Origin of the sequence: Allobosea sp. OAE752 (assembly GCF_050433265.1) — a bacterium.
GTDB lineage: Bacteria > Pseudomonadota > Alphaproteobacteria > Rhizobiales > Beijerinckiaceae > Allobosea > Allobosea spartocytisi.
Genome location: NZ_JBNPXO010000002.1, coordinates 208,117 through 230,743, shown reverse-complemented (window position 1 = coordinate 230,743; position 22,627 = coordinate 208,117). Strand labels below are relative to the sequence as shown.

The 22,627-nt window shown below is 67.3% G+C and carries 23 protein-coding genes; 13 read left to right on the top strand and 10 right to left on the bottom strand.

The window, feature by feature from the left end; genetic code table 11:
- Nucleotides 1-11 precede the first annotated feature (11 nt).
- Entirely contained in the window at nucleotides 12-3,608 is a 3,597-nt protein-coding gene (locus GGC47_RS05985; protein WP_142021687.1) for a hydantoinase B/oxoprolinase family protein, read from the bottom strand.
- Nucleotides 3,609-3,831: 223 nt separating this feature from the next.
- Between GGC47_RS05985 and GGC47_RS05980 the strand changes: the two genes are divergently transcribed.
- The 5 genes from GGC47_RS05980 (at nucleotide 3,832) to GGC47_RS05960 (ending at nucleotide 8,891) form a co-directional block, all read left to right on the top strand.
- Nucleotides 3,832-4,380 carry a TRAP transporter small permease gene (locus GGC47_RS05980; protein ID WP_113252597.1) on the top strand — a complete coding sequence of 183 codons (549 nt, stop codon included), beginning with the start codon at nucleotides 3,832-3,834 and terminating at the stop codon, nucleotides 4,378-4,380.
- Nucleotides 4,381-4,383: 3 nt separating this feature from the next.
- Nucleotides 4,384-5,691 (top strand): TRAP transporter large permease, encoded by a 1,308-nt coding sequence (locus GGC47_RS05975; RefSeq protein ID WP_038359157.1) that lies wholly within the window; start codon nucleotides 4,384-4,386, stop codon nucleotides 5,689-5,691.
- Between the two features lie 40 nt (nucleotides 5,692-5,731).
- The gene (locus GGC47_RS05970) at nucleotides 5,732-6,721 is read left to right on the top strand and encodes a TRAP transporter substrate-binding protein (RefSeq protein WP_142021686.1); all 990 of its coding nucleotides are present in this window, start codon (nucleotides 5,732-5,734) and stop codon (nucleotides 6,719-6,721) included.
- A gap of 160 nt (nucleotides 6,722-6,881) precedes the next feature.
- Complete coding sequence (locus GGC47_RS05965) at nucleotides 6,882-7,406, top strand: winged helix DNA-binding protein (protein WP_038359162.1); 525 nt, start codon at nucleotides 6,882-6,884, stop codon at nucleotides 7,404-7,406.
- A gap of 159 nt (nucleotides 7,407-7,565) precedes the next feature.
- On the top strand, nucleotides 7,566-8,891 hold the full coding sequence (locus GGC47_RS05960; RefSeq protein ID WP_142021685.1) for a chloride channel protein: 1,326 nt from the start codon (nucleotides 7,566-7,568) through the stop codon (nucleotides 8,889-8,891).
- A 63-nt stretch (nucleotides 8,892-8,954) separates the two neighbouring features.
- Here GGC47_RS05960 and GGC47_RS05955 read toward each other — a convergent pair whose 3' ends face one another.
- Nucleotides 8,955-9,497 carry an SRPBCC family protein gene (locus GGC47_RS05955; RefSeq protein WP_038359165.1) on the bottom strand — a complete coding sequence of 181 codons (543 nt, stop codon included), beginning with the start codon at nucleotides 9,495-9,497 and terminating at the stop codon, nucleotides 8,955-8,957.
- A 2-nt stretch (nucleotides 9,498-9,499) separates the two neighbouring features.
- Nucleotides 9,500-9,817, bottom strand: coding sequence for a metalloregulator ArsR/SmtB family transcription factor (locus GGC47_RS05950; RefSeq protein ID WP_038359166.1), 318 nt, complete (start codon nucleotides 9,815-9,817; stop codon nucleotides 9,500-9,502).
- 134 nt (nucleotides 9,818-9,951) lie between these two features.
- On the opposite strand from GGC47_RS05950, the gene GGC47_RS05945 reads away from it, so the two are divergent.
- Nucleotides 9,952-10,866, top strand: a complete 915-nt coding sequence (locus GGC47_RS05945) for a DMT family transporter (protein ID WP_142021684.1) — start codon at nucleotides 9,952-9,954, stop codon at nucleotides 10,864-10,866.
- Between the two features lie 165 nt (nucleotides 10,867-11,031).
- A complete protein-coding gene (locus GGC47_RS05940; RefSeq protein WP_370954400.1) occupies nucleotides 11,032-12,162 on the top strand; it encodes an iron-containing alcohol dehydrogenase in 1,131 nt (376 codons plus the stop codon).
- 15 nt (nucleotides 12,163-12,177) lie between these two features.
- Here the strand turns inward: GGC47_RS05940 and GGC47_RS05935 are convergent, their stop codons facing one another.
- Nucleotides 12,178-12,813, bottom strand: a complete 636-nt coding sequence (locus GGC47_RS05935; protein ID WP_051987526.1) for a pyridoxamine 5'-phosphate oxidase family protein — start codon at nucleotides 12,811-12,813, stop codon at nucleotides 12,178-12,180.
- 222 nt (nucleotides 12,814-13,035) lie between these two features.
- Here GGC47_RS05935 and GGC47_RS05930 point away from each other — a divergent pair, with 222 nt between their 5' ends.
- From GGC47_RS05930 to GGC47_RS05915, 4 genes are all read left to right on the top strand, one after another.
- Complete coding sequence (locus GGC47_RS05930; RefSeq protein ID WP_133562862.1) at nucleotides 13,036-13,497, top strand: hypothetical protein; 462 nt, start codon at nucleotides 13,036-13,038, stop codon at nucleotides 13,495-13,497.
- A 10-nt stretch (nucleotides 13,498-13,507) separates the two neighbouring features.
- A complete protein-coding gene (locus GGC47_RS05925) occupies nucleotides 13,508-14,173 on the top strand; it encodes a ribonuclease T2 family protein (protein ID WP_112762743.1) in 666 nt (221 codons plus the stop codon).
- A 70-nt stretch (nucleotides 14,174-14,243) separates the two neighbouring features.
- Entirely contained in the window at nucleotides 14,244-15,095 is an 852-nt protein-coding gene (locus GGC47_RS05920; protein WP_113252605.1) for a 23S rRNA (adenine(2030)-N(6))-methyltransferase RlmJ, read from the top strand.
- Nucleotides 15,096-15,129: 34 nt separating this feature from the next.
- Complete coding sequence (locus GGC47_RS05915; protein WP_142021681.1) at nucleotides 15,130-15,735, top strand: glutathione S-transferase; 606 nt, start codon at nucleotides 15,130-15,132, stop codon at nucleotides 15,733-15,735.
- A gap of 318 nt (nucleotides 15,736-16,053) precedes the next feature.
- Here GGC47_RS05915 and GGC47_RS05910 read toward each other — a convergent pair whose 3' ends face one another.
- Entirely contained in the window at nucleotides 16,054-16,707 is a 654-nt protein-coding gene (locus tag GGC47_RS05910; RefSeq protein ID WP_038359178.1) for an outer membrane protein, read from the bottom strand.
- Between the two features lie 394 nt (nucleotides 16,708-17,101).
- Here GGC47_RS05910 and GGC47_RS05905 point away from each other — a divergent pair, with 394 nt between their 5' ends.
- A complete protein-coding gene (locus GGC47_RS05905) occupies nucleotides 17,102-17,917 on the top strand; it encodes a glycosyltransferase family 2 protein (protein ID WP_051987527.1) in 816 nt (271 codons plus the stop codon).
- Complete coding sequence (locus GGC47_RS05900; protein WP_142021680.1) at nucleotides 17,910-18,656, top strand: SDR family oxidoreductase; 747 nt, start codon at nucleotides 17,910-17,912, stop codon at nucleotides 18,654-18,656. Before GGC47_RS05905 ends, GGC47_RS05900 begins: the two co-directional genes overlap by 8 nt.
- Here the strand turns inward: GGC47_RS05900 and GGC47_RS05895 are convergent, their stop codons facing one another.
- From GGC47_RS05895 to lgt, 5 genes are all read right to left on the bottom strand, one after another.
- The gene (locus tag GGC47_RS05895; protein ID WP_142021679.1) at nucleotides 18,657-19,286 is read right to left on the bottom strand and encodes a 2-hydroxychromene-2-carboxylate isomerase; all 630 of its coding nucleotides are present in this window, start codon (nucleotides 19,284-19,286) and stop codon (nucleotides 18,657-18,659) included.
- Nucleotides 19,287-19,416: 130 nt separating this feature from the next.
- Nucleotides 19,417-19,686, bottom strand: coding sequence for a hypothetical protein (locus GGC47_RS05890; RefSeq protein ID WP_318652234.1), 270 nt, complete (start codon nucleotides 19,684-19,686; stop codon nucleotides 19,417-19,419).
- 159 nt (nucleotides 19,687-19,845) lie between these two features.
- Nucleotides 19,846-20,610, bottom strand: a complete 765-nt coding sequence (pgeF, locus tag GGC47_RS05885; protein ID WP_142021678.1) for a peptidoglycan editing factor PgeF — start codon at nucleotides 20,608-20,610, stop codon at nucleotides 19,846-19,848.
- Nucleotides 20,611-20,660: 50 nt separating this feature from the next.
- Nucleotides 20,661-21,752 (bottom strand): class I SAM-dependent methyltransferase, encoded by a 1,092-nt coding sequence (locus GGC47_RS05880; protein WP_429067300.1) that lies wholly within the window; start codon nucleotides 21,750-21,752, stop codon nucleotides 20,661-20,663.
- Nucleotides 21,749-22,588 (bottom strand): prolipoprotein diacylglyceryl transferase, encoded by an 840-nt coding sequence (gene lgt, locus GGC47_RS05875; protein ID WP_142021676.1) that lies wholly within the window; start codon nucleotides 22,586-22,588, stop codon nucleotides 21,749-21,751. The genes GGC47_RS05880 and lgt overlap by 4 nt, the downstream gene beginning before the upstream one ends.
- Nucleotides 22,589-22,627 lie beyond the last annotated feature (39 nt).

The window sequence follows — 22,627 nt, the reverse complement described above, 5'->3', positions numbered from 1 at the left end:
TTGTCACAGCTTCAGCCCTTCGCCTTGCCGTATCCGCCGGCCGTCGGCGTGATCACCGTCACCGCCTCGCCGGCCTGGAGCAAGGTCTGGTCGGAGGGCTTCAGCTCCTCGACCGCGCCGGAAAGCCGGCGCACCAGCGTCTTGCCGAGCTCGCCGGGCTCGCCCCCCTTCACGCCGAAGGGGCGGACCTTGCGATGCGAGGCGAGGATGGCGCAGTCCATCGTCTTGAGGAAGCGGATGGTGCGGCTGGTGCCGTCGCCCGCCGTCCATTCGCCCTTGCCGCCGGAGCCGAGGCGGATGTGGAAATCCTCCAGCACGACCGGGAAGCGCGTCTCGAGGATCTCCGGATCGGTCAGGCGCGAATTCGTCATGTGGACGTGCACGCCGGAGGTGCCGTTGAAGCCGGGACCGGCCGGCGAACCCGAGCAGATCGTCTCGTAATATTGATACTGATCGTTGCCGAAGGTCAGGTTGTTCATCGTGCCCTGCGAGGCCGACATGGCTTCGAGCGCGCCGAACAGCGTGTTCGTCACCGCCTGCGAGACCTCGACATTGCCCGCCACCACCGCAGCCGGATAGCGCGGCGCCAGCATGGAGCCTTCCGGCACGACGATCTTGATCGGCCGGAGGCAGCCCGCATTCATCGGGATGGCATCGTCGACCATGACGCGGAAGACATAGAGCACGGCGGCCCGCGTCACCGGCGCCGGGGCGTTGAAATTGTCCGGCCGCTGCTCGGAGGTGCCGGTGAAATCGACCGTCGCCTCGCGCTTCTCACGGTCGATGGTGATCTTCACCTTGATCGCGCAGCCCTGGTCCATCGGATAGGTGAACTCGGAATCATGCAACTTGGTGAGAAGCCGCGCCACGCTCTCGGCCGCATTGTCCTGGACATGGCCCATATAGGCTTGCACGACATCGAGGCCGAAGGAGCCGATCATCTTCTTCAGCTCCGCCACGCCCTTCTCATTGGCGGCGATCTGTGCCTTCAGGTCGTTGACGTTCTGCACGACGTTGCGCACCGGATAGCGCGCGCCGGTCAGGAGCTTGACGAGGTCTTCCTCGCAGAAGCGGCCTTGATCGACGATTTTGAAGTTGTCGATATAGACGCCCTCTTCCTCGATATTGGTCGCCAGCGGCGACATCGAGCCCGGCGCCGTGCCGCCGACATCGGCATGGTGGCCACGGCTCGCCACCCAGAACAGGATGTTCTTGTCCTGCGCGTCGAAGACCGGCGTGCAGACCGTGATATCCGGCAGATGCGTGCCGCCATTATAGGGTGCGTTCAAGCAGTAGACATCGCCCGGCTTGATCACCGGGTTGTTGGCGATCACGGTCTCGACCGAGCGGTCCATCGAACCCAGATGCACCGGCATATGCGGCGCGTTGGCGACGAGCGCGCCGGTCTGGTCGAAGACCGCGCAGGAGAAGTCGAGCCGCTCCTTGATGTTCACGGAATAGGCGGTGTTCTGCAGCGTCACGCCCATCTGCTCGGCGATCGACATGAACAGGTTGTTGAAGATCTCGAGCATCACCGGATCGGCCTTGGTGCCGATCGCCGCCTGCTGGACCAGCGCCTTGACGCGAACGAGGACGAGATGGTCCTTGGCGGTGAGCTTGGCGCTCCAGCCCTCCTCGACGACGACGGTCTGGTTCGGCTCGATGATGATCGCCGGGCCGGCGACGCTCTGGCCGGGCTTCATCGCCTCCCGGCGGACGATCGCCGCCTCGTGCCATGCGCCCTTGGCGAAGAAGCGCGTGCGCTCGGCCACCGCCGGCTCGCCCGATTGTTCGCCGGCCGAGGCTTCCTCGAACTTCGCACCGCCGCCGACGGCCTCGACCTCGACCGCCTCGACGACCAGCGCCTTGGTCTCGTCCATGAAGCCGAAGCGCGCCTTGTGCGCGGTCTGGAAGGCCTCCTGCATCACAGCGTGCGTGCCGGCGGGGACTGCAATGGCCGTGTCGGTGCCGGCATAGCGGATATGGGCACGGGTATGGATCGCGATATCGCCCTCCGCCACGCCTTGGCCGGCGACTTCCGAGCGGGTCTCGGCCGCGAGCTTCTCCGCCACGGCGTCGATAGCGGCCTTGGCCTCGCCGTCGAGCGCGACATCGAGCGCGGCCGTCCGCGTCGAGCGGATTTCGGCGAGCCCCATGCCATAGGCCGAAAGCAGACCGGAGAACGGATGCAACAGCACGGTCTTGATGCCGAGCGCGTCTGCCACGAGGCAGGCATGCTGGCCGCCGGCGCCGCCGAAGGAGTTCAGCGCATAGCGGGTGATGTCATAGCCACGCTGGACGGAGATCTTCTTGATCGCCTCGGCCATGTTGGCGACCGCGATCTGGATGAAACCGTCCGCGACCTCTTCGGCCGAGCGGCCATCGCCGACTTCCGCAGCCAGCACCGCGAACTTGTTGCGGACGATCGCGACATCGAGCGGTTCGTTCTGCTTCGGCCCGAAGATCGCCGGGAAATAGGATGGGATCAGCTTGCCGACCATGACGTTCGCGTCGGTCACCGCGAGCGGCCCGCCACGGCGATAGGCGGCCGGACCGGGATTGGCACCCGCCGAATCCGGACCGACGCGGAAGCGCGCGCCGTCATAATGCAGGATCGAGCCGCCACCGGCCGCAACCGTATGGATCAGCATCATCGGCGCGCGCATGCGCACGCCGGCGACCTCAGTTTCGAAGGCTCGCTCATATTCGCCGTCGAAATGGGCAACGTCGGTCGAGGTGCCGCCCATGTCGAAGCCGATCACCCTGTCGAAGCCGGCCGAGCGGCCGGTCTCGGCGAGGCCGACGACGCCGCCGGCCGGGCCTGAGAGGATCGCGTCCTTGCCCTGGAACAATTCGGCAGCGGTGAGGCCGCCCGAGGACATCATGAACATCAACCGCGCGCCGGTGCGGGCGACGTCGAGCTCCTCCGACACCTGTTGCACATAGCGGCCGAGGATCGGCGAGAGATAGGCGTCGACCACGGCGGTGTCGCCGCGCCCGACCAGCTTGATCAGCGGCGAGACCTCGTGGCTGACGGAAACCTGCGGGAAGCCGATTGCGCGGGCGATGCGAGCCGCTGCCTGCTCATGCGCGCTGTAGCGGTAGCCATGCATGAACACGATGGCGACGGCGCGGAAGCCCGCATCGAACTGCGCCTGCAAGGCCGTGCGGACCGCCGCCTCGTCGAGCACGCGCTCGACCGTGCCGTCGGCGAGCACGCGTTCCTCGACCTCCAGCACGTCTTCATAAAGCTGCTCGGGCTTGACGATCTGCTTGGCGAAGATGTCGGGCCGGGCCTGGTAGCCGATGCGCAGCGCGTCGCGAAAGCCCTTGGTAGTGACCAGCAGCGTGCGGTCGCCCTTGCGCTCCAGCAGCGCGTTGGTGGCAACGGTGGTGCCCATGCGCACCTCGCCGACGGCTCCGGCCGGGATGGGCTCGCCGGCCTTCAGGCCGAGCAGGTCACGGATGCCCTGCACCGCGGCATCGCGATAGGCGCCGGGATTCTCCGAGAGCAGCTTCCTGGCATGGAGATTGCCAGCAGAATCGCGCCCGATCACGTCGGTGAAGGTGCCGCCGCGATCGATCCAGAAGTCCCAGCGTGCCGTCATCGGAAAGCTCTCCCCCGCGCCTCTTGCCGGCGGGTGATCAACGCCGACATTTCATCGATAAATCGTCGATGTTGTGTTGACAAGCCGATTTCGCCGGCTACGATCCCAATTGTGGCTGGAAGAAGGCTGAGGGGCCTCTCCAGCGAAAGGTGGAGGATGCGACGATGCGAACGGTCCTGACAATCAGGGGCGTGTGCCCCGCCTTGCGGGGAGCGGCGCCGCGATGACCCGCCGAACGCTCGACCTCCTCTACCTCGCCGCCGGTTATCTCGCGGGATTGTTCCTCGTCGGCATCTTCGTGCTGATGATGCTCTTGTCGCTCGGCCGCGAGGTCAATCTCAACGTGCCTTCGGGCGACGACTTCACCGCCTGGTCCCTGGTCGCGATGGCCTTCCTCGGCCTCGCCCACACTTTCAGGAAGGGCGAGATGATCCGCGTCGGGCTGTTGCTCGAGCGTCTGCACGGCCGGCCACGTCGGATCGCGGAGCTGGTTTCGCTGACGATCGCGGCCGCCTTCATCGCCTATTTCACCTGGCAGGCCGGCAAGCTCGCCTATGATTCCTGGCAGTTCTTCGACATGTCCACAGGCGTGGTTTCCGTGCCGCTCTGGATCCCGCAGAGCGGCATGGTCCTCGGACTCGCGATCCTGCTGATCGCCATCGCTGAGGAATGGGTCACCGTGGCGCGCGGCGGCAGGCCGACCTACGAGCCCGAGCCGCCGAAGACGACGGAAGAGCTGATCGAGCGTGTCGCGCAGGGCGGGGGCGTCTGAGCGATGAGCCTTCCCATCCTCTCCATCGTCCTGCTCGGTTTCCTCGTCGTCATCCTCGCCAGCGGTGTCTGGATCGCGGTCGGTCTCGGCCTTGTCGGCCTGCTTGCCATGATCCTCGTCACCGACGTCCCGATCGGACAGGTGATGGCCACCACGGTCTGGAGCGCCTCGGCCTCCTGGACGCTGGCGGCGCTGCCCTTGTTCATCTGGATGGGCGAGATCCTGTTCCGGACACGCCTCTCCGCCCAGATGTTCCAGGGCTTATCGCCCTGGCTGCAATGGCTGCCGGGCCGCCTCGTGCACACCAATATCGTCGGCTGCGGCATCTTCGCCGCCGTCTCCGGCTCCTCGGCGGCGACCTGTGCCACGATCGGCAAGATCGCCCTGCCGGAGCTGAAGAAGCGCGGCTATGACGAGGGCATCAGCATCGGCACGCTGGCGGGCTCCGGCACGCTCGGCCTGCTCATTCCGCCGTCCATCCCGATGGTGGTCTATGCCGTCACGGCCAACGTCTCCGTGCTGCAGGTCTTCCTCGGCGGCTTCCTGCCCGGCCTGCTCGTGATGGCGCTCTATATGGGCTACGTCATCATCTGGTCTCTGCTGAACCCGAAGAAGATACCCCCGCGCGACCCGCCGATGGCGTTCATGGCGAAGATCCGGCAATCGGCCAAGCTCGCGCCCTGCCTGCTGCTCATCGCCGCCGTCTTCCTGTCGCTGGTCCTCGGCTTCGCGACGGCGACGGAATGCGCCGCCTGGGGTGTGACGGGCGCGCTGTTCCTCGCCTGGTGGAGCGGCACGCTGACCTGGTCGACCTTCTTCGAAAGCGTGATGAGCGCGACGCGCCTGACCTGCATGATCATGCTGATCCTGGCCGGCGCGGCGTTCTGCACGGCGGCGATGGCCTATACCGGCATCCCGGCGGCGCTCGCAGACTGGGTCAAGGGCCAGTCGCTTTCCCCGCACATGCTCGTGCTGGCGCTGACCTGCATGTACATCATCCTGGGCTGCCTCATCGACGGCATCTCGATGATCGTGCTGACGGCGGTGATCGTGCTGCCGATGGTGAAGGAAGCCGGCTTCGACCTCGTCTGGTTCGGTGTCTACCTCGTCATCCATGTCGAGATGGCGCAGATCACCCCGCCGGTCGGCTTCAATCTGTTCGTGCTGCAGAACATGAGCGGCAAGGACACGATGACGATTGCGAAGGCGGCCTTTCCGTTCTTCCTTCTGCTGAACGTCGCCGTCATCATCATCACCACCTTCCCGGACATCGTGCTCTACCTGCCGAACCTCGCTTTCCCGGATCGGTGAGCGTCACAATCACAATCAACCAGAGAGAGGGAATGTCAGCATGATCAATCGCAGAACCTTGACGGCAGCAGCCTTCGCGCTCGGCGTCAGCGCGCTCGCCATGGCCGCCCCCGCCGCGGCGCAGACCAAGTGGAACCTGCCCAACGCCTATCCGACCGACAACCCGCACACGGAGAACCTCGCCCTCTTCGCCAAGGACGTGGAGACGGCGACATCAGGAAAGCTCCAGATCACGGTCCATGCCAATGCCGCGCTGTTCAAGGCGCCCGAGATCAAGCGCGCCGTCGCCAGCGGGCAGACCCAGATGGGCGAGATCCTGATGTCGATCCACGAGAACGAGGATCCGGTCTTCGGCATCGATGTCGTGCCCTTCCTGGCCACGAGCTTCGAGCAGTCGAAGAAGCTCTATGCCGCCTCCAAGGGAGCGATCGAGAAGAAGCTCGACGCGCAGGGCATCAAGCTGCTCTTCATGGTTCCCTGGGCGCCGCAGGGCGTCTACGCCAAGAAGGACATCAACACGGTCGAGGACATGAAGGGGCTGAAGTGGCGCGCCTATAATGTCGGCACCGCCCGCCTCGGCGAGTTGCTCGGCATGCAGTCGGTCACCATTCAGGCTGCCGAGCTGCCGCAGGCGCTGGCCACCGGCGTGGTCAACTCCTTCATGTCGTCGGGCGGCACCGGCTACGACTCCAAGGTCTGGGAATCGCTCGACCATTTCTACGACGTGCAGGCCTGGATCCCGAAGGACGCCACCTTCGTCAACAAGGCCGCCTTCAACGCGCTCGACAAGCCGACGCAGGAGGCGATCCTCAAGGCCGCCGCCACCGCTGAGGAGCGCGGCTGGAAGATGTGGCAGGACAAGGCCGGCTGGTACATCGACCAGCTCAAGGCCAAGGGCATGAAGGTGCAGGCGCCCTCGCCGGAGCTGGCGAGCGGCTTCAAGAAGGCGGGCGAGACGCTGACCGCCGACTGGCTGAAGAAGGCCGGCGCCGACGGCCAGGCGATCATCGACGCCTACAAGAAGATGTGAGGCGAGCGGCTCCGCCACGCTTCTATCAAGAGCGCGGTCATCCCGGGCGACCGAAGGGAGACCCGGGATCCATGCCGGAACGGTTCAGGCATGGATCCCGGATCGGCGCCGCTTCGCGGCTTGTCCGGATGACCCAGCGACTTCACTCAGGACGAGTGCGATGACCTCTCCCTTTTCCGACGATCTCGGCCCCATCGTCTCCTCCGGCCATCTCGCATCCGGAGCGCTGCCGGCGCTCTCGGAATTCGAGTTCGCGCTCAGCATGACCGTGCATGCCTTCCAGCGCTGGATCGTGCGCGGCATGGCGGCGGCCGGCATGCCCGACCTGTCGCCGCTCGACGTGCTCGTGCTGCACAACGTCAACCACCGCGGCAAGCCGAAGCGGCTCGCCGATATCTGCCTCGTCCTCAATATCGAGGACACGCATCTGGTGAACTATTCGCTGAAGAAGCTCGAGCGGCTGAAGCTCCTCAAGGGTGGCCGCAAGGGCAAGGAAAAGACCGTCGAGGTCACGCCGGCCGGCGAGGAAGCCTGCCGGCGCTACGCCCAGATCCGCGAGCAGCTCCTGGTCAAATCCGTCCGCGCCACCGGAGCCGACCCGGCCCGACTCTCCGAGATCGCCGCAATGATGCGCTCCCTCTCCGGCCAGTACGACCAGGCGGCACGGGCAGCGGCGAGCCTCTAGGAACGCGCTCCGCCAGCCGCCTCCCGGAGCGGCAGAGGGCACCGGGCAGCGCAGGGCTGCCATGCCGGTCGTCGCTCGACATACCCGCCGGCAATCCTGCTATAGCCGGCTGTCCCGATATCGGCTTGCGGAGAGGATGACGTGCGCGGCCCAGGCAAAATGCGACTGCTCCGGCGCTCGCGCGCCCTGGTCATCACGCCGCGCTACTGGCGGCAGCGGCTGGTCTTCTGGCTCGGGGCGCTCGCCATCGGCCTTGTCAGCGCCGGTTTCGCGCGGCTGGCCGACGAGGCCCAGCAGCTCTTTTCGGAGATCGCCGGCCGGCAGGATGGGCTGCGCTTCCTGCCCCTGCTGGTGACGCCCCTGGGCTTCGGCCTGTGCGCCTTCATTGCCGCGCGCTTCGTCCAGGGCTCTCAGGGCAGCGGCATTCCCCAGGCCATCGCCGCGCGCCACCTGCGCGACGACGCCGAGCGCTCCCGCTTCCTGTCGCTGCGCATCGCGACCGGCAAGATCGTCATGACCATCATCGGCCTGCTCTGCGGCGCCTCGATCGGACGCGAGGGACCGACGGTGCAGGTCGGCGCCTCCATCATGCTGCAGGTGGCCCGCTGGGGCGGCATGGTGCAGGCGCGCGGCCTCATCCTGGCCGGCTCTGCCGCCGGCATCGCCGCGGCATTCAACACGCCGCTCGCCGGCATCGTCTTCGCCATCGAGGAGATGAGCCGGACCTACCAGGCCCGCACCAACGGCATCGTGCTCTCGGCGGTCATCATCGCCGGCCTCGCCTCGCTGGCCATCGTCGGGAACTACACCTATTTCGGCTTCACCAACGCGACGGCCGAACTCAGGCGCGACGGGCTTCTGGTGCTCTGCTGCGGCGTCCTCGGAGGCGCTTTCGGGGCCTGTTTCAGCAGCGTCATGGTCGCGCTGACGCGGCGTATCCGACGTTGGCGGGCCGCAACTCCGCTCCGGCGCACCTTGATCGTCGCGGTCGCGGCCGGCTGCCTCGTCGCCGTCATCGGCGTCGCCTCGGACGGAACGACCTTCGGCACGGGTTACGCCCAGGCGCGCAGCGCCATCGAAGGCACGCCGCTGCCGGCCTCCTTCTTCCTGGCGAAATTCCTGGCGAGCCTGGCCTCGTCCGTCTCCGGCATTCCGGGCGGGCTGTTCGCGCCGTCCCTGTCGGTCGGCGCCGGGCTCGGCAGCACGCTGGGCGCCCTTCTCGGCTCTCCGATCGGTCTTGCCGCCGTCCTGGGCATGGCCGGATATTTCTCGGGCGTGGTTCAGGCGCCAATGACGGCTTTCGTCATCATCCTCGAGATGACCGGCAACCACGACAACGTCATCGCACTGATGGCGGCATCCGTGCTCGGCTACGGGACTGCCCGGCTGATCACGCGGGAGCCGCTCTATCACGCACTGTCGCGCCTCTTCATCGCGGATGTCCTGCGCCAGCGGCGAGTCCAGGCGACGCCATCGGCAGCTTGAGCCCCGGCTTGCGGGAAGGCCCGGCGAGTGCCGGGCCTTCTTCACGTGGGCAGCGGCGCCCGATCAGATCGACGCGTCCTTCTGCCGCTCGGCATATTCGGCCTGGAGCCGCTCATGCACGGACCAGAAGCCGCGCGGCCTGGCGCCGGTGAGCTGATCCTCGAGCAGGCCCAGATGCAGATGCCAGCCGCTCGAGACCATCGCCATCCGGTCCTTCGTCGCCAGCCGGCGATGCGTCAGCACGAGGCGGACCTTGTCGCCAGCCTGCGACAGCGCGAATTCGACATCTGAATCCGGATCGCCCATGCCGGTCCAGTTGAAGGCGAAGCGATACGGCGGCTCCCAGGCCGTGACCGTGCCGGTCATCAGCTTGCCCTCATCGTTCATCTTGCGGGCACTTTCCGGCGGCGGCTCGTCGGTGATCCGCGAATGCTTGAAGAACAGCGCGACCTCGCCGCCGACATGCGGCTCGACATCGCCGCCGCAGAACCATGTTGCCCGCTTGTCGCCTTCGGTGACATAGGCCCAGACCCGTTCGATCGGCCCCGGCAGCAATCGCTCGAAACGCACCGCGCCGCTTTCCAGAACAACACCATACGCGCTCATGGCTACTCTCCCTCGCCCGCATCGGGCTTTGCCAGTTCTTTCTCCAGCAGATCGAGATGCGCGCCCCAGAAGCCGCGCACCTTGCGCACCCAGGCCTCGAAGGCGTCGAGCCCGGCCGGATCGAGGCTGTAGATCCGCCTCTGCCCGGCCACCTCGACCCGCACGAGCCCGGCTTCCTTCAGCACCTTGAGGTGCTGCGAGACAGCCGGCGCGCTCATCTGGAATCGCGCCACGATCTCACCCGCGGCCAGCGGCCTCTCCCCCAGCATCTCCACGATCTGGCGGCGCGTCGGTTCGGCGAGGGCGGCAAAACGATCCATGGACTTATAATTCGCTATTCACTTAATTAAGTCAACAATTAAATTATGGCCTGCATGGCGCCATGCCGTCTGCCGGGGTTGCCAGTGCGCGGCGCCTGGGCCAGTGGAAGCGCGCCCGAGGAACCCTGCCCATCATGATCCCCCGCAACGCATCCCTGACCGGCATCGCTGTGATGCTGTTCGGAATCCTGCTGTTCTCCCTCAACGACGTGATGGGGAAATGGCTGGTTTCGACCTACACGCCCGGCCAGCTCATGCTGCTTCGCAGCGCCGCCGCGCTGCTCGTGCTCGCGCCCTTCATCCTCAGGCAAGGCATCCGCCGCACCTTGCGGCCCGAGCGCCCGCGCCTGCAGCTTCTGCGCATGGTGATCGGCGCGACCGAATCGACGCTCTTCTATGTCTGCGTCGCGCATCTGCCGCTGGCCGATACGATGACGCTCTGGATGGCCGCGCCGGTCTGGGCCGTCCTGCTCGCGGCCCTGCTGCTCGGCGAGCGTGTCGACCCCGCTCGCTGGGCCGCCGCCGGCCTCGGCTTCCTCGGCGTTGCGCTGGCGCTGGCGCCATCGGGCGCGAGCTTCTCGCCCCCGGCGCTGCTGGCGCTGACCGGCAGCGTGCTTTTCGCGGCGCTGCTGATCGCCGGACGCAAGCTGCGCGGCACGCCCGACGTCACGCTGGTCGCCTGGCAGACCTTCGGCTCGCTGCTCCTCGGCACGGCCCTGCTGCCGCTCGGCTGGGTGACGCCCACCCCGCGCGATTTCGCCCTGCTCGGCCTGCTCGGCATCGTCGCCCTGCTGGGACATCTGTGCGTCACGCGCGCGCTCAAGCTCGCCGAAGCGTCGGTGGTCGCGCCCTATCAATACACCTTCATCATCTGGGCCCTGCTCTTCGGCTGGCTGTTCTTTGGCGACTGGCCGACGCCGCTGATGCTGTGCGGCGCCGCCCTGATCGTCGCGGCCGGCCTCGCGCTGATGCTGCTGGAGCGGCGCGCGGCGGGCATCGCCGGCCGAGCCGCATCCGGCGATCGGAGCGCACATGCCGGCAGCGCCTGAGACATCCCGCCGGCTAGCCTTGCGACGCGCGGCCCCGCCTGTCGCCTGACCGCCCTGCGCTGAGTTCGTAGCGACGGGCTTGGCACCGACCCGCATGGCAGGCCAAGAATGCCCGATGCCCTGCCGCGCTCGCGAAGCGGACCGAATCCGGGGCCGGAGGAAACCATGGCGCTGATCACCTATCTCACGACGATCAAGTTCGGCTTCGGCGAGATCGCCGGCATCGAGGCCGATCTGGCCGGGCTCGGCATCGCCAGGCCGCTGATCGTCGCCGACAAGGGCATCGTCGCCGCCGGCCTCGTCGACGCGGTGAGCCGGCATGCCGGCGTTCTGAAGAACGCGCCCGTCTTCGGCGACACCCCCACAAACCCGACCGAGGAGGCGGTGGAAGCGGCGCTGGCGCTCTATCGCCAGCATGGCTGCGACGGCCTCGTCGCCATCGGCGGCGGCTCGCCCCTCGACCTCGCCAAGGGCGTCGCCCTGCTCGCCACCCATGACGGCCCGCTGGAAACCTATGCGGCCATCCTCGGCGGTATTCCCAAGGTCACGGCCGGGGTCGCGCCGGTCGTCGCGATCCCCACCACCTCCGGCACCGGCAGCGAGGTCGGCCGCGCCGCGCTGATCACGCTGAAGGATGGGCGCAAGCTCGGCTTCATCTCGCCGCATCTGATCCCGCGCCTCGCTATCTGCGATCCTGAATTGACCATGGGCCTGCCGGCCTGGCTCACCGCCGCCACCGGCATGGACGCCGTCACCCACTGCATCGAGACCTATCTCAGCCCGCGCGAGAACCCGCCGGCCGAGGCGATCGCGCTCGACGGCCTCAGGCGCGCCGTCACCCATATCGGCCGCGCCGTGAAGGACGGCTCCGACCGCGAGGCCCGCAAGGAGATGATGATGGCCGCCCTGCAAGGCGGCATGACCTTCCAGAAGGGGCTCGGCGCCGTTCACGCCCTCTCGCACCCGCTTGGCGGATTGAAGGAGGTCTCGCTGCATCACGGCACACTCAACGCCGTGCTGCTGCCGGCCGTGCTGCGCTTCAACGCCCCCTCCGCGGAAGCGAAATATGCCGAGATCCGGCGCGTGCTCGGCCTCGCCCCGGACACCGACTTGGCCGACTGGATCGCGAAGCTGGTCGCCAGCCTCGGCATGCCCGCCACCCTCGCGGCGATGGGCGCGTCGCGCAGCGTCATCCCGGCGATCGCCGAGGCCGCGACGCTGGACCATTCGAGCGCGACCAATCCGCGCCCGGCGACGGCGGCCGACTATGCCGCGATGCTCGAAGCCTCCTTCTGACGAAGAGCAGCCGCCTCAATAGAGGCGGCTGCGATAGGCCTCTTCGAGATTGCGATCGGCTTCCTCGGCCTCGACCATCCGGGTCTGCTCGGCGACGATGCGGCCGAGCGTCGGGAAGCTGTGGCGCGGCACCTGGCTGGACGGGTCCCACAGCTTCGCGCGGATCAGCGCCTTGCCGCAGTGGAAATAAGCCTCCTCGACCGTCACGATCAGCCCGGTCAGCGGCGGCCGCTGCTGCACCGTCGAGGGCGCGAGCAGCTCGGCATCGCGCGTCATCAGCGCCTTGCCGTTGACCCGCAGCGTCTCGTTGATGCCCGGCACCATGAAGACGATGCCGACGCCCGGTGAGGCCAGGACATTGCCGAAGCTGTCGACGCGATTGTTGCCGCGCCGGTCGGGAATGAGCAGCGTCCGCTCGTCGAGCACGCGCACGAAGCCGGGCCCATCGCCTCGCGGGCTCGCATCCACCCCGCCTTCGCCGTCGCTGCTTGCAAGCACCAGGAAGGGCGAGAGCGCGATGAAGTCGCGGCAGAAGCGGTCGAGCCGGTCCAGCACCTTGCTCGCCGCCACCGGATTCACAGGGCCGATATGGCTGCGCAGCGAGGCGGCATCCTCGATGCGCGCTGCAGGGTCGTCGAAGCAATCGTCCATGTTACCTCCCTCGTTGCCGCGATTGTCACCCAAGCTGGCCTGTCCGGCCAGCCCGCGCGCGTTGCCCGCGCCCTACGCCGAACGCAAGGCCAGCCGGCGGGCGGGCCGAAATGCCACGGCCGCGCAGCATCACGGTCTCGCGAAGCGCGATGCCTTGACCCCTGCCGGGCGGGGAGCCATCGTAAGCGCAACCAGCGTTCTGCCTTTACGAGGCCTGATTCCATGCGCCGCGCCCTGCTCCGTACCGCCCTTGTCTCGCTCGCCTGCCTGGCGGGCCTCAGTGCCGCCGAGGCTGCCGGAGGCCGCTATGTCGCGCCGCCGGACCGTGCCGAGGCGCGCATCATCCCGATGTACGGCAATCTGCCGGGCTGCGACGACCCGGCGGTGCTCTCCCATCTGTCGAGCTGGTTCGATTCGCGCGAGGCCAAGTTCTGGGGACCGCTGCGGGCGCTCTCCTATGACCGCATCGCGCAGCTCGGCTTCCGCCCCTGGGGCGCCGACTTCATTCCGCGGCGCTTCTGTTCGGCCCGCCTGCTGCTGAACAATGGCATCTATCACCGTGTCGATTACTCGGTCCGCGAAAATCTCGGCCTGTTCGGCATGACCTGGAACGTGAACTGGTGCGTCGCCGGCCTCGACAGAGAGCGCTCCTACGCACCCGACTGCAAGATGGCCCGGCCCTGAGCGTCCTGCGATGATCGGGCGCATCGCCCTGGCGGCCTTCGCCTGGCTCTGCCTTGCCGGCGCCGCGCAGGCGCAAGGCTTCGGCCAGCGCGGCGGCGCGCCGGGTGACTTCGATTTCTATGTGCTTGCGCTCTCCTGGTCGCCGGGCTTCTGCGAGCTCGACGGCGACCGCACGCGCAATCGCGAGCAATGCGCCGGGGGCAGCGGCCTGCGCTTCGTCGTTCACGGCCTCTGGCCGCAATATGAGCGCGGCTTTCCGAGCGATTGCGGCCCCTCCGGCCGGTCGCCCTCGCGCATGGCGATGGCGGAGGCGGAGGGCGTCTATCCGACCGAGGGCCTTGCCCGCTACGAGTGGCGCAAGCACGGCACCTGCTCCGGATCCAGCCCTGCCGATTATTTCCGCGATGCTCGCCGCGCCCGCGACAAGGTCGTCGTCCCGCCGGCCCTCGCCAAGGCCGACAGCGACCAGAGCTGGACGGTCCTCGACCTCGAACGCGCCTTCGTCGCCGCCAATCCGGGCCTGCGCACGGACATGATGTCCGTCTCCTGCAAGCGCGGCGTGCTGCAGGAGGTCCGCATCTGCCTCAGCAAGGATCTGCGCGACTTCCGCACCTGCCAGGAGGTCGACCGTTCGGGCTGCCGGGCGCGCGAGCTCACCGTCGTCGCGCCGCGCTGATACGGATTATCGCCTCCGCGTCTCCGAAAACCGCATCCCACTTTTCGGGCGGATGCTCTAGAAGCGGCGCATGAACTACCGCCACGGCTTCCATGCCGGAAATTTCGCCGATGTGCTGAAGCACGCCGTCCTCGCGCGCATCCTGCTGCATCTCGACGCCAAGCCGACGCCTTATCGCGTCATCGACACCCATGCCGGCGTCGGCCGCTACGATCTCGGCTCGGAAGAGGCGCTGCGGACGCATGAATGGAAGGATGGCGTGGCGCGGCTCGACCGCTCGCCGCTTGCCCCCGCCGCCGAGGCGCTGCTCGCGCCCTACCGGGCAGTCCTTGCCGCGGTCCGCGCCGAGCATGGGCCGGATGCCTATCCGGGCTCGCCCTGGTTCTGCCGCCACGCCATGCGCCCCTTCGACCGGCTGATCGCCGCCGAGCTCCATCCGCCGACCTATCGCAGGCTCGCCGAGGTGCTGGGGCGCGATTCGCGGAGCAAGGCTCTGGCCATCGACGGCTGGACGGCGCTGCGCGCCAACACCCCGCCGAAGGAACGGCGCGGCCTCGTGCTGATCGACCCGCCCTTCGAGGAGAAGGACGAATTCGCCACACTGACCACGCAGTTCATCGCCGCCCATCGCAAATGGCCGACGGGAATCTACATGCTCTGGTATCCGATCAAGGACCGGCGCGCCGTCGCGACGATGGTGGAGGAGGTGCTGGATGCCGATATCGGCCGCCTGCTGCGGCTGGAGATCGATGTCGATCGCCCCGAAGCCGCCGGCGGCCTCGGCGCCACCGGCCTGCTGATCGCCAATCCGCCCTGGAAGCTCGCCGAGGACATGCAGATCTTGCTGCCCGCGCTGACCGAGCGGCTCGCGCAGGGCCAGCGGCCGCGCTATCTATGCGAGCCGATCCGCTCCGACGGCTGACCGCCCTCTCCTTTTCCTCCAGGATTCCCGACCGATGCTCGTCCTGCGCTCCTCCCCCGCCTCGCCCTTCGGCCGCAAGGTCAAGATCGCGGCCCTCGAACTCGGCCTGATGGACCGTATCGAGATCGTCGTGGCCGACACCACCGATCCGGCGGAGCCGCTGCGCCGGCAGAATCCGCTCGGCAAGATTCCGACGCTCGTGCTGGAAGACGGCATGACGCTGTTCGATTCGCGCGTGATCGTCGACTATCTCGACCATCTCGCCGGCGGCGGAAAACTCATCCCGGCCGGCGAGGCCCGCTTCGCTCAGCTCCGCCTGCAGGCCCTCGCCGATGGCATCTGCGACGCGGCCTTGCTGCAAGTCTATGAGGGACGCTTCCGGCCGGAAGCGGGCCGCAACGCCGACTGGCTCGCCCATCAGGCCGGCAAGGTCTCGCGGGCGCTCGCCACGCTGGAAACCGACCCGCCCGCCTTCACCGACCGCCCGCGCATCGGCGAGATCGCGCTCGCCTGCGCGCTCGGCTATCTCGATCTACGCTTCGCGGGCACTTGGCGCGCCGACTATCCCAAGCTGGTCGCCTGGCTCGATGATTTCGCGGCCCGCGTTCCGGCTTTCGAAAGCACGCGCTTCAAGGGCTAGCGTCTGCTGCGTTTCATGGAAATGCGGATCATCCCGGCCGGAGCGAAGCAAAGAGCCGGGATCCATGCCTGAACCTTGATCGGACGCTCCGGCGGGGATCCCGGGTCAAGCCCGGGATGACCGCGTAGCTCTGTATCAATCGGCGTGCTCCAAGACGGCCCTGCTCTGCTCGCCAACGCTCCCCCGATCGAAAGAAGCCCGGCGCTCGCGAAAGCGCCGGGCTTTATTTCTTGTGGCCTTGTCGAAGCGCATGTCTCGCGCACAACAAAAAACCCGGTGGCCGAGGCCACCGGGTTGCTCAAATCCGATGTGATCGGATCAGAACTTGTAGCTCAGGCGGGCGCGGACGACCGAGAAATCGGTGCCGACCTTGGTGCCCGAGCCGGCGAGCACGCTCTTCTCACCGAGGTCGACGTAGAGGTACTCGACGCCGGCGATGATGTTGTTGGTGACAGCGTACTCAAGACCACCACCGATGACCCAGCCGTTGGTGTGGGTCTTGTCGGACGAGAAGCCGAGACCCGGGATCGAGGTCTTCACGTTGCCGTAAGCCCAACCACCGGTGATGTAGGGCAGGAACCGGTCGAAGGCGACGCCGACGCGGCCACGGACCGTGCCGAAATAGTCGGTCTTGACGTTGATGCCGCTGAAGCTGTTGCCGCTGCTCAGGTCAGCGTACTGCAGGTCGGCTTCGAGGCCGAGCACGAACTGGCCCATCTGGTAGTTGTAGCCGATCTGGCCGCCGCCGGTGAAACCATCGACGTCACCAACGTTGGTGAAGCCGTTGGCGTTCACGTTGCCCCAGCCGTAGCCGGCGTTGCCACCGACGTAGAAACCGGTCCAGGTGAAAACCGGCGGGATGTAGACCGGGGCAGCGACCGGGCCCTTGCGCGACGGCAGGTCGGCAGCCGAGGCGGCGCCGGCAGCGATGATGCCGAAAGCGGCAACGCTCGCGAGCAGATACTTCTTCATGACAAACTCCTTAGTCGTCGCGGTCGCCGGAAAGCCCGGCGGGTGATTTCGATGACGATGGTATAGAACCTGTCGTCGCTTTTGTCTGTTGCACCGGAAGCACATCTACCTTGCAGACCGCGGCAGAAATGCGGCACGAATGCGATAACTGAATGCAAATAGGTAAAGCCGAGTTAACCACGGCCGTGAAAGCCAGCATGGTAAATCGAATACTAATAGAACGCCGCTGGCATCTCGGCGGCCATGGAGAACCGGTCGAGAAACGCCCCTGCTTGCGCAAGGTTCCTCGACCGGTACGAATCTTTTTTCATGCGCGAAGAACCTCGGCGCACTCGTCTTGCCGCCCTTCGTCAAGCGTGCTTAAGCGTTGAAATCTCAGGGATCGAACGAGACCGTGCCGCCTCTTTCCATTTTCATCATCGCGCTGAACGAAGCCGATCGCATCGGCCACACCATCACGGCGGCCCGCTCCCTGAGCGACGACATCGTCGTGGTGGACTCCGGCTCGACCGATGGCACGCAGGCCGTGGCGGAGGCGCTCGGCGCTCGCGTCATCTTCAATCCATGGCCCGGATATGGCCGCCAGAAGCGCTTCGCCGAGGATCAGTGCCGCCATGATTGGCTGCTCAATCTCGATGCGGACGAGGTGCTGCCCCCCGATCTCGCTGCCGAGATCGCGGCCCTGTTCCAGGCAGGCATGCCGCCGGCCGACGCCTACAAGACGCGAATCGCGGAGATTTTCCCTGGCGAGAAGGCCCCGCATCGTTTCGCCTATGCCTTGGCGCCCGTGCGGCTCTACCGCAAGTCGAAGGGACGCTACTCGCTCTCCCCGGTCCATGATCGCGTCGATCTCGAGCCCGATGCGCGGGTCGGCAAGCTGAAGGGCACGATCCATCACTTCTCGGTGCGCTCGCTCGGCGAGCAGATGGAGAAGCTCAACGCCTATAGCGACGCTCAGGCGGACGACCTCGACGCGCGCGGAGAGACCATTTCGGTCTTCCGCCTCCTCGCCGAGTTCCCGGCGAATTTCATCAAGGCCTATATCGGCCGCCGGCACGCGCTGCGCGGGCTCTACGGCTTCATGACCGCGATGAACTTCGCCTTCTACCGCTATCTGCGCGCCGCCAAGCATTGGGAAAGACGCCTGCAGCGCGACGCCGGCATCACGCCGCCGGGCGCTTCCGCCGGCAAACGCGCGAACGATGACTGAGGTCGCGCTCGTCACCGGCGGGGCGCGGCGAATCGGGCGCGCCATCGTCGAGCGGCTGGCGAATGCCGGCTATGCCGTTGCGATCCATCACGGCAGCGGCCGCGGCGAAGCGCAGGAACTGGCGAATCGCCTGACGGCGGCGGGGCGCTCCTGCGGCGTCTTTCAGGCGGATCTCGCCGATGCCGAAGCGGTTCGCGCTCTGCTGCCGTCGGTCGAAGCCGCGCTCGGACCGGTCACGCTATTGGTCAACAACGCCTCGAGCTTCGTTATCGACGATGTGCGCTCGCTCGACGTCGCAATCTGGGATCGTCAGTTCGCGGTCAACCTGCGGGCGCCGTCCCTGCTGATCGGCGCCATGGCCGAGCGCCTGCCACCGGATGCGAACGGGGCGGTCGTCAACATCGTCGACCAGCGCGTCTGGAAGCTGACGCCGCAATATTATTCCTACACGCTGACCAAGGCCGCCCTGCTGACGGCGACCGTCACGCTGGCCCAGGCGCTGGCGCCGCGCATCCGGGTCAACGCCGTCGGCCCCGGCCCGACCTTTCCCAACCCGCATGACGGACAGCGGCTGATGGAGCAGGAAGCGGCGGCGACGCTGCTCGGCCACCGCGTCGCCGCGGAGGAGATCGCCGAGGCGGTGCTGTATCTGGCCCGCGCCCGCTCGGTAACTGGGCAGATGATCGCCGTCGATGCCGGCCAGCATCTGGGCTGGCGCACGCCCGATATCGTCGACTGATCAGACCGCGCCGTCCGGCCGATAGGGCGCACGCCCGCTCGACAGCGCCGAGTCGAGCAGTTCGAGCCGGTCCTGCCCCCAGAACACCTCGCCGTCGAGCACATAGCTCGGCGCGCCGAAGACACCGGCCGCCACGGCCTCCGAGAGCGTCGCCTCATAGCGCTGCCGCACGGTCTCGCTCGCGGCCTGCCCCAGCAGGGCTTCGCCATCGAAGCCCGCACGCACGGCGCAGGCCCGAATCGCCTCCGGTTCCCGCATATCCTCCTCGCGCGCCCAGACGCCGGCCATCACATCGGCGATGAAGCCGGCCGGATCGGCGCCGGCCGCGAGGATCGCGACAGCGACGCGGTCCGCCAGCGAGGGATCGAACGGGAAATGCTTCGGCTCGAGCACGAGCGGCAGCCCGCGCCGCTCGCGCCAGCGCTGCAGATCGACCAGGCGATAGCGCTGGCGGACGGGATGCCGCTTCGGCAGCGGCAATCCGCCGGTCTCGTCGAAGACAGAGCGCAGCGGCATCGGGCGATAGGCGATGCTCGCGCCATGCCTGCGCGCGATCTCGTGGAAGAGCTCGTTGCCCAGATAGGTCCAGGGCGAATGCAGCGAGAAGTAATATTGGATTGAGCGTGGCACGACGGGACACCCGGCAGGAGCAGCGGAAACGCCGCAGCTTCGCAGCCGTCCCTGCGGTTGCGCAACGCCTGGCCGCGCAACCCCGCTCCGCGCAGCGTCCCCGAACGGGGACGCCGATGTGCCGGCGCCCTCAGGCCGCCTTGTTCTTCACGGCGCCGATGATGGCGGTCAGGACCGCGCCGCCGACGCCGCCGCCGATCAGGTTGGTGAGGATGCCGCCGACGCTGAGGTTTCCGCCTTGCGCGGCCGCGCTGATGGCCGGCAGCACCAGGGGGATGAGCTGGCCGAGCACGCCGCCGCCGACCAGCCCGGAAATCGTGTTGCCCAGAGTCCCGAGATCGAAGCTGGGAGTGGCCTTGCCGGCCGCGTTGCCACCGATCGCACCGGCGATCAGGTTCATCAGGATTTGTTCCATATCGGCCCCCGCAGACGAATGCACCGCGCCAAGAACGTCTCTGAGCCGGGGAAGCGATGCATTCCAGCCAGCTTGCACCGACGATGATGCCTCGACCTGGGGTTGTCGGCAAGCGGCGCGGCGGTTTCCTCAACCGCTTCCTGTTCAGTCGAGGGTGATCGCCGAGATCAGCCGGCCGTAATCGGGCTCGCCGCGATGCGTCGTGCGCCGATAGCTGAAGAAGCGCCGCTCGTCGCCATAGGTGCACAATCCGAGATCGACGAATCGGCCGATGCCAGCCTCCTGCGCCTTGAGCCTGATGAAGGCAGGCAGGTCGAACATCGCATGGGCCGCGCGCTCGGATGGCGTGAAGAAGCGCGAATAGGTCCGGTTCTCGGCCTTGAAGCGCTCGATGAATTCCGGCCCGACCTCATAGGCCGCCGCGCTGATCGTCGGCCCGAGCACGGCAAGGATGCGCTCGCGCCGGGCGCCGAGCTTTTCCATCTCCTTCACGGTCGCGCCGACGACGCCGCCGAAGGCGCCCTTCCAGCCGGCATGGGCGGCGCCGATGACGCATGCCTCGCTGTCGGCGAAGAGAATCGGTCCGCAATCGGCCGTCGAAATGCCGAGCGCGACATTCTGCGAGATCGACACCATCGCATCCGCCCGGGGTTTTTCGCTTTGCCAAGGGCCGGTGACAACGGCGACATCGGGTGAATGCACCTGATGCACGCTGACGAGCTGGTCGGGCTCGACATGGAGATGCCGCGCCATCCGCGCCCGGTTGTCCCGCACCGCAGCCGGATCGTCCGAGGAGCCGAGCCCGCCGTTGAGCGAAGCGTAGATGCCCGTCGAGACGCCGCCTTCGCGTGTGAAGAAGGCGTGGCGGATACCGGCTTCGGCGGCGAGTTCGGCGGAGGTGATGAACATGGCGTCGTCCCGTCTGGCGCGAATCCCGGATACGCCGGCCTTCGCAGCTTTCAGCCCTGCTCTGGCAGCCGATGAAGGTCAAATCCGGGCAGCGGCGGCAGGGCTGGATGAGATAACGCCACAACCTTGAACAAATCGCCCATACCGGCCTCGCCCGGCGCAATCAGCCGGTCGAACGCATCCGATATCGCTTGGCGCTGCGCAGTGTCCGCCTTCTGAGACAGGGTCTGCGCGCGCTGCGCCAGCCCGAGCGCCAGCAAAAAATCGCGCTGCGACGCCGGCCCGTGCAGCGCCGCACCGGCCTTCAGGGCCGCTTGCCCCATTCGCTCGAAATCGACATGCACCGTCAAATCCGCCTCGCCCGGCTCGGCCAGCGGATCGACGAAGGCGTGCCGCTTCATCGCCTGCAGCGTGTCGCCGAGACCCGAATGCATCGAGCCGTAATCGATGAACAAGGCACCGCCGCCCGCATTCGCGAGATGGCGCGCGACCTCCGCAACGACGTCGAGCGCGGCAAAGGGCTGCTCGAAAACGCTGCCGGCCGGCGCGGCGATCTTCAGCGAATCCTCGCCGACCAGCGCCAGTCCGAAGGCAAGCCCTCCATGATCATCCAGCCCGACCAGCCGCTCATGCCAGCCTTCCGCCGTCATCACGAACTGGTCGAGCGGCAGCGCGTCGAGGAGTTCGTTGGCCAGCACGATCGCCGGCCCGTCGAGCGCCGTCGCGACGGCATCGTGCCAGACAGGCTCGGTTCCGCTCAATGTCGCGGCCTGTTTCGCCCGCAACACCGGGCTCGTCTCGACGAGATGGACCGAGAGCGCGGCGTGGAAGCCGGGCACGATCCGCGTCGCCCGCAGCACATCCGCCATCAGCGTACCACGCCCCGGACCGAGCTCGACCAGCCGGAAGCGCGCGGGCGCACCCATCGCCTGCCAGAGATGCGCGGACCAGAGGCCGATAAGCTCGCCGAACATCTGGCTGATCTCGGGAGCCGTGGTGAAATCCCCCTCCTGCCCGAAGGGATCGCGCGTCATGTAATAGCCATGGCGCGGATGGCCGAGCGCCAGCGCCATGAAGCGCGAGATGGGCAAGGGCCCCTCGTCGCGGATCAGGCGGATGAACTCCGCCTTGAGCGTGGTCACGCCGCCTCGCGCCGGCTCGTTGCGATCAGCCAGATCCCGGCGGCCAGCACCGGCAGGGACAGGAGCATGCCCATGGTGATGCCGCCCGAGAGCGCATCGACCGAGCGACCGAACAGGAAGCCGAGCTGCGGATCGGGCTCACGGAAGAACTCGCACGCGATGCGGGCCAGCGCATAGCCGATGCCGAAGACGCCGGCGACGAAGCCGGGCCTGCGGAACCAGCCCGTCCAGACCAGCAGGTTGACCAGCGCGAAGAGCAGGATGCCCTCGGAGAAAGCCTCGAAGAGCTGGCTTGGATAGCGCGGCAACGGGCCACCATTCGGGAACACCATCGCCAGCGGGAAATCCGGTGCCACCCGGCCCCAGAGCTCGCCATTGATGAAATTGGCGATGCGCCCGAGGAAAAGCCCGATCGGCACCACCGCGGCGGCCAGATCGAACACCGACAGCACGGGATAGCCCCGCCTTTTGGCGAAGAGCCACAGGCCGAGCGTCGCGCCGATCAGCCCGCCATGGAAGGACATGCCGCCCTGCCAGATCGCCAGGATGTCCTGCGGCCGTTCGATGTAGCGTGGCAGATCGTAGAACAGCACGAAACCGGTGCGGCCGCCGAGCACGACGCCGAAGGCGACGAAGAGCAGCATATCGTCGAGCTCGACCGGCTTCGGCCGCGGCCGCTTGCCCCAGAGCCGGTCCGTCGCCACGAGCAGCCGGGCATACCACCAGCCGCCGAGCAGCCCGACGACATAGGCGAGCCCGTACCATTTGATCGCGAGGGGCCCGATCTCGACCGCGACGGGGTCGATCATCGGGAAGGGAATGGCGAAGACGGGCATGGCGAGGTCCGGTGGCGGGCGCATGGTGATGGCCGCGCG

Coding starts and splice junctions, on each gene's coding strand:
- pgeF (WP_142021678.1), bottom strand. CDS start 20,610: ATGTTCATCACCTCCGCCGAACTCGCCGCCGAAGCCGGTATCCGCCAC.
- GGC47_RS05910 (WP_038359178.1), bottom strand. CDS start 16,707: ATGAAGAAGTATCTGCTCGCGAGCGTTGCCGCTTTCGGCATCATCGCT.
- GGC47_RS05985 (WP_142021687.1), bottom strand. CDS start 3,608: ATGACGGCACGCTGGGACTTCTGGATCGATCGCGGCGGCACCTTCACC.
- GGC47_RS05930 (WP_133562862.1), top strand. CDS start 13,036: ATGCGCCGCGCCCTGCTCCGTACCGCCCTTGTCTCGCTCGCCTGCCTG.
- GGC47_RS05970 (WP_142021686.1), top strand. CDS start 5,732: ATGATCAATCGCAGAACCTTGACGGCAGCAGCCTTCGCGCTCGGCGTC.
- GGC47_RS05955 (WP_038359165.1), bottom strand. CDS start 9,497: ATGAGCGCGTATGGTGTTGTTCTGGAAAGCGGCGCGGTGCGTTTCGAG.
- GGC47_RS05935 (WP_051987526.1), bottom strand. CDS start 12,813: ATGGACGATTGCTTCGACGACCCTGCAGCGCGCATCGAGGATGCCGCC.
- GGC47_RS05900 (WP_142021680.1), top strand. CDS start 17,910: ATGACTGAGGTCGCGCTCGTCACCGGCGGGGCGCGGCGAATCGGGCGC.
- GGC47_RS05960 (WP_142021685.1), top strand. CDS start 7,566: ATGCGACTGCTCCGGCGCTCGCGCGCCCTGGTCATCACGCCGCGCTAC.
- lgt (WP_142021676.1), bottom strand. CDS start 22,588: ATGCCCGTCTTCGCCATTCCCTTCCCGATGATCGACCCCGTCGCGGTC.
- GGC47_RS05945 (WP_142021684.1), top strand. CDS start 9,952: ATGATCCCCCGCAACGCATCCCTGACCGGCATCGCTGTGATGCTGTTC.
- GGC47_RS05975 (WP_038359157.1), top strand. CDS start 4,384: ATGAGCCTTCCCATCCTCTCCATCGTCCTGCTCGGTTTCCTCGTCGTC.
- GGC47_RS05890 (WP_318652234.1), bottom strand. CDS start 19,686: ATGAACCTGATCGCCGGTGCGATCGGTGGCAACGCGGCCGGCAAGGCC.
- GGC47_RS05925 (WP_112762743.1), top strand. CDS start 13,508: ATGATCGGGCGCATCGCCCTGGCGGCCTTCGCCTGGCTCTGCCTTGCC.
- GGC47_RS05980 (WP_113252597.1), top strand. CDS start 3,832: ATGACCCGCCGAACGCTCGACCTCCTCTACCTCGCCGCCGGTTATCTC.
- GGC47_RS05915 (WP_142021681.1), top strand. CDS start 15,130: ATGCTCGTCCTGCGCTCCTCCCCCGCCTCGCCCTTCGGCCGCAAGGTC.
- GGC47_RS05940 (WP_370954400.1), top strand. CDS start 11,032: ATGGCGCTGATCACCTATCTCACGACGATCAAGTTCGGCTTCGGCGAG.
- GGC47_RS05965 (WP_038359162.1), top strand. CDS start 6,882: ATGACCTCTCCCTTTTCCGACGATCTCGGCCCCATCGTCTCCTCCGGC.
- GGC47_RS05920 (WP_113252605.1), top strand. CDS start 14,244: ATGAACTACCGCCACGGCTTCCATGCCGGAAATTTCGCCGATGTGCTG.
- GGC47_RS05950 (WP_038359166.1), bottom strand. CDS start 9,817: ATGGATCGTTTTGCCGCCCTCGCCGAACCGACGCGCCGCCAGATCGTG.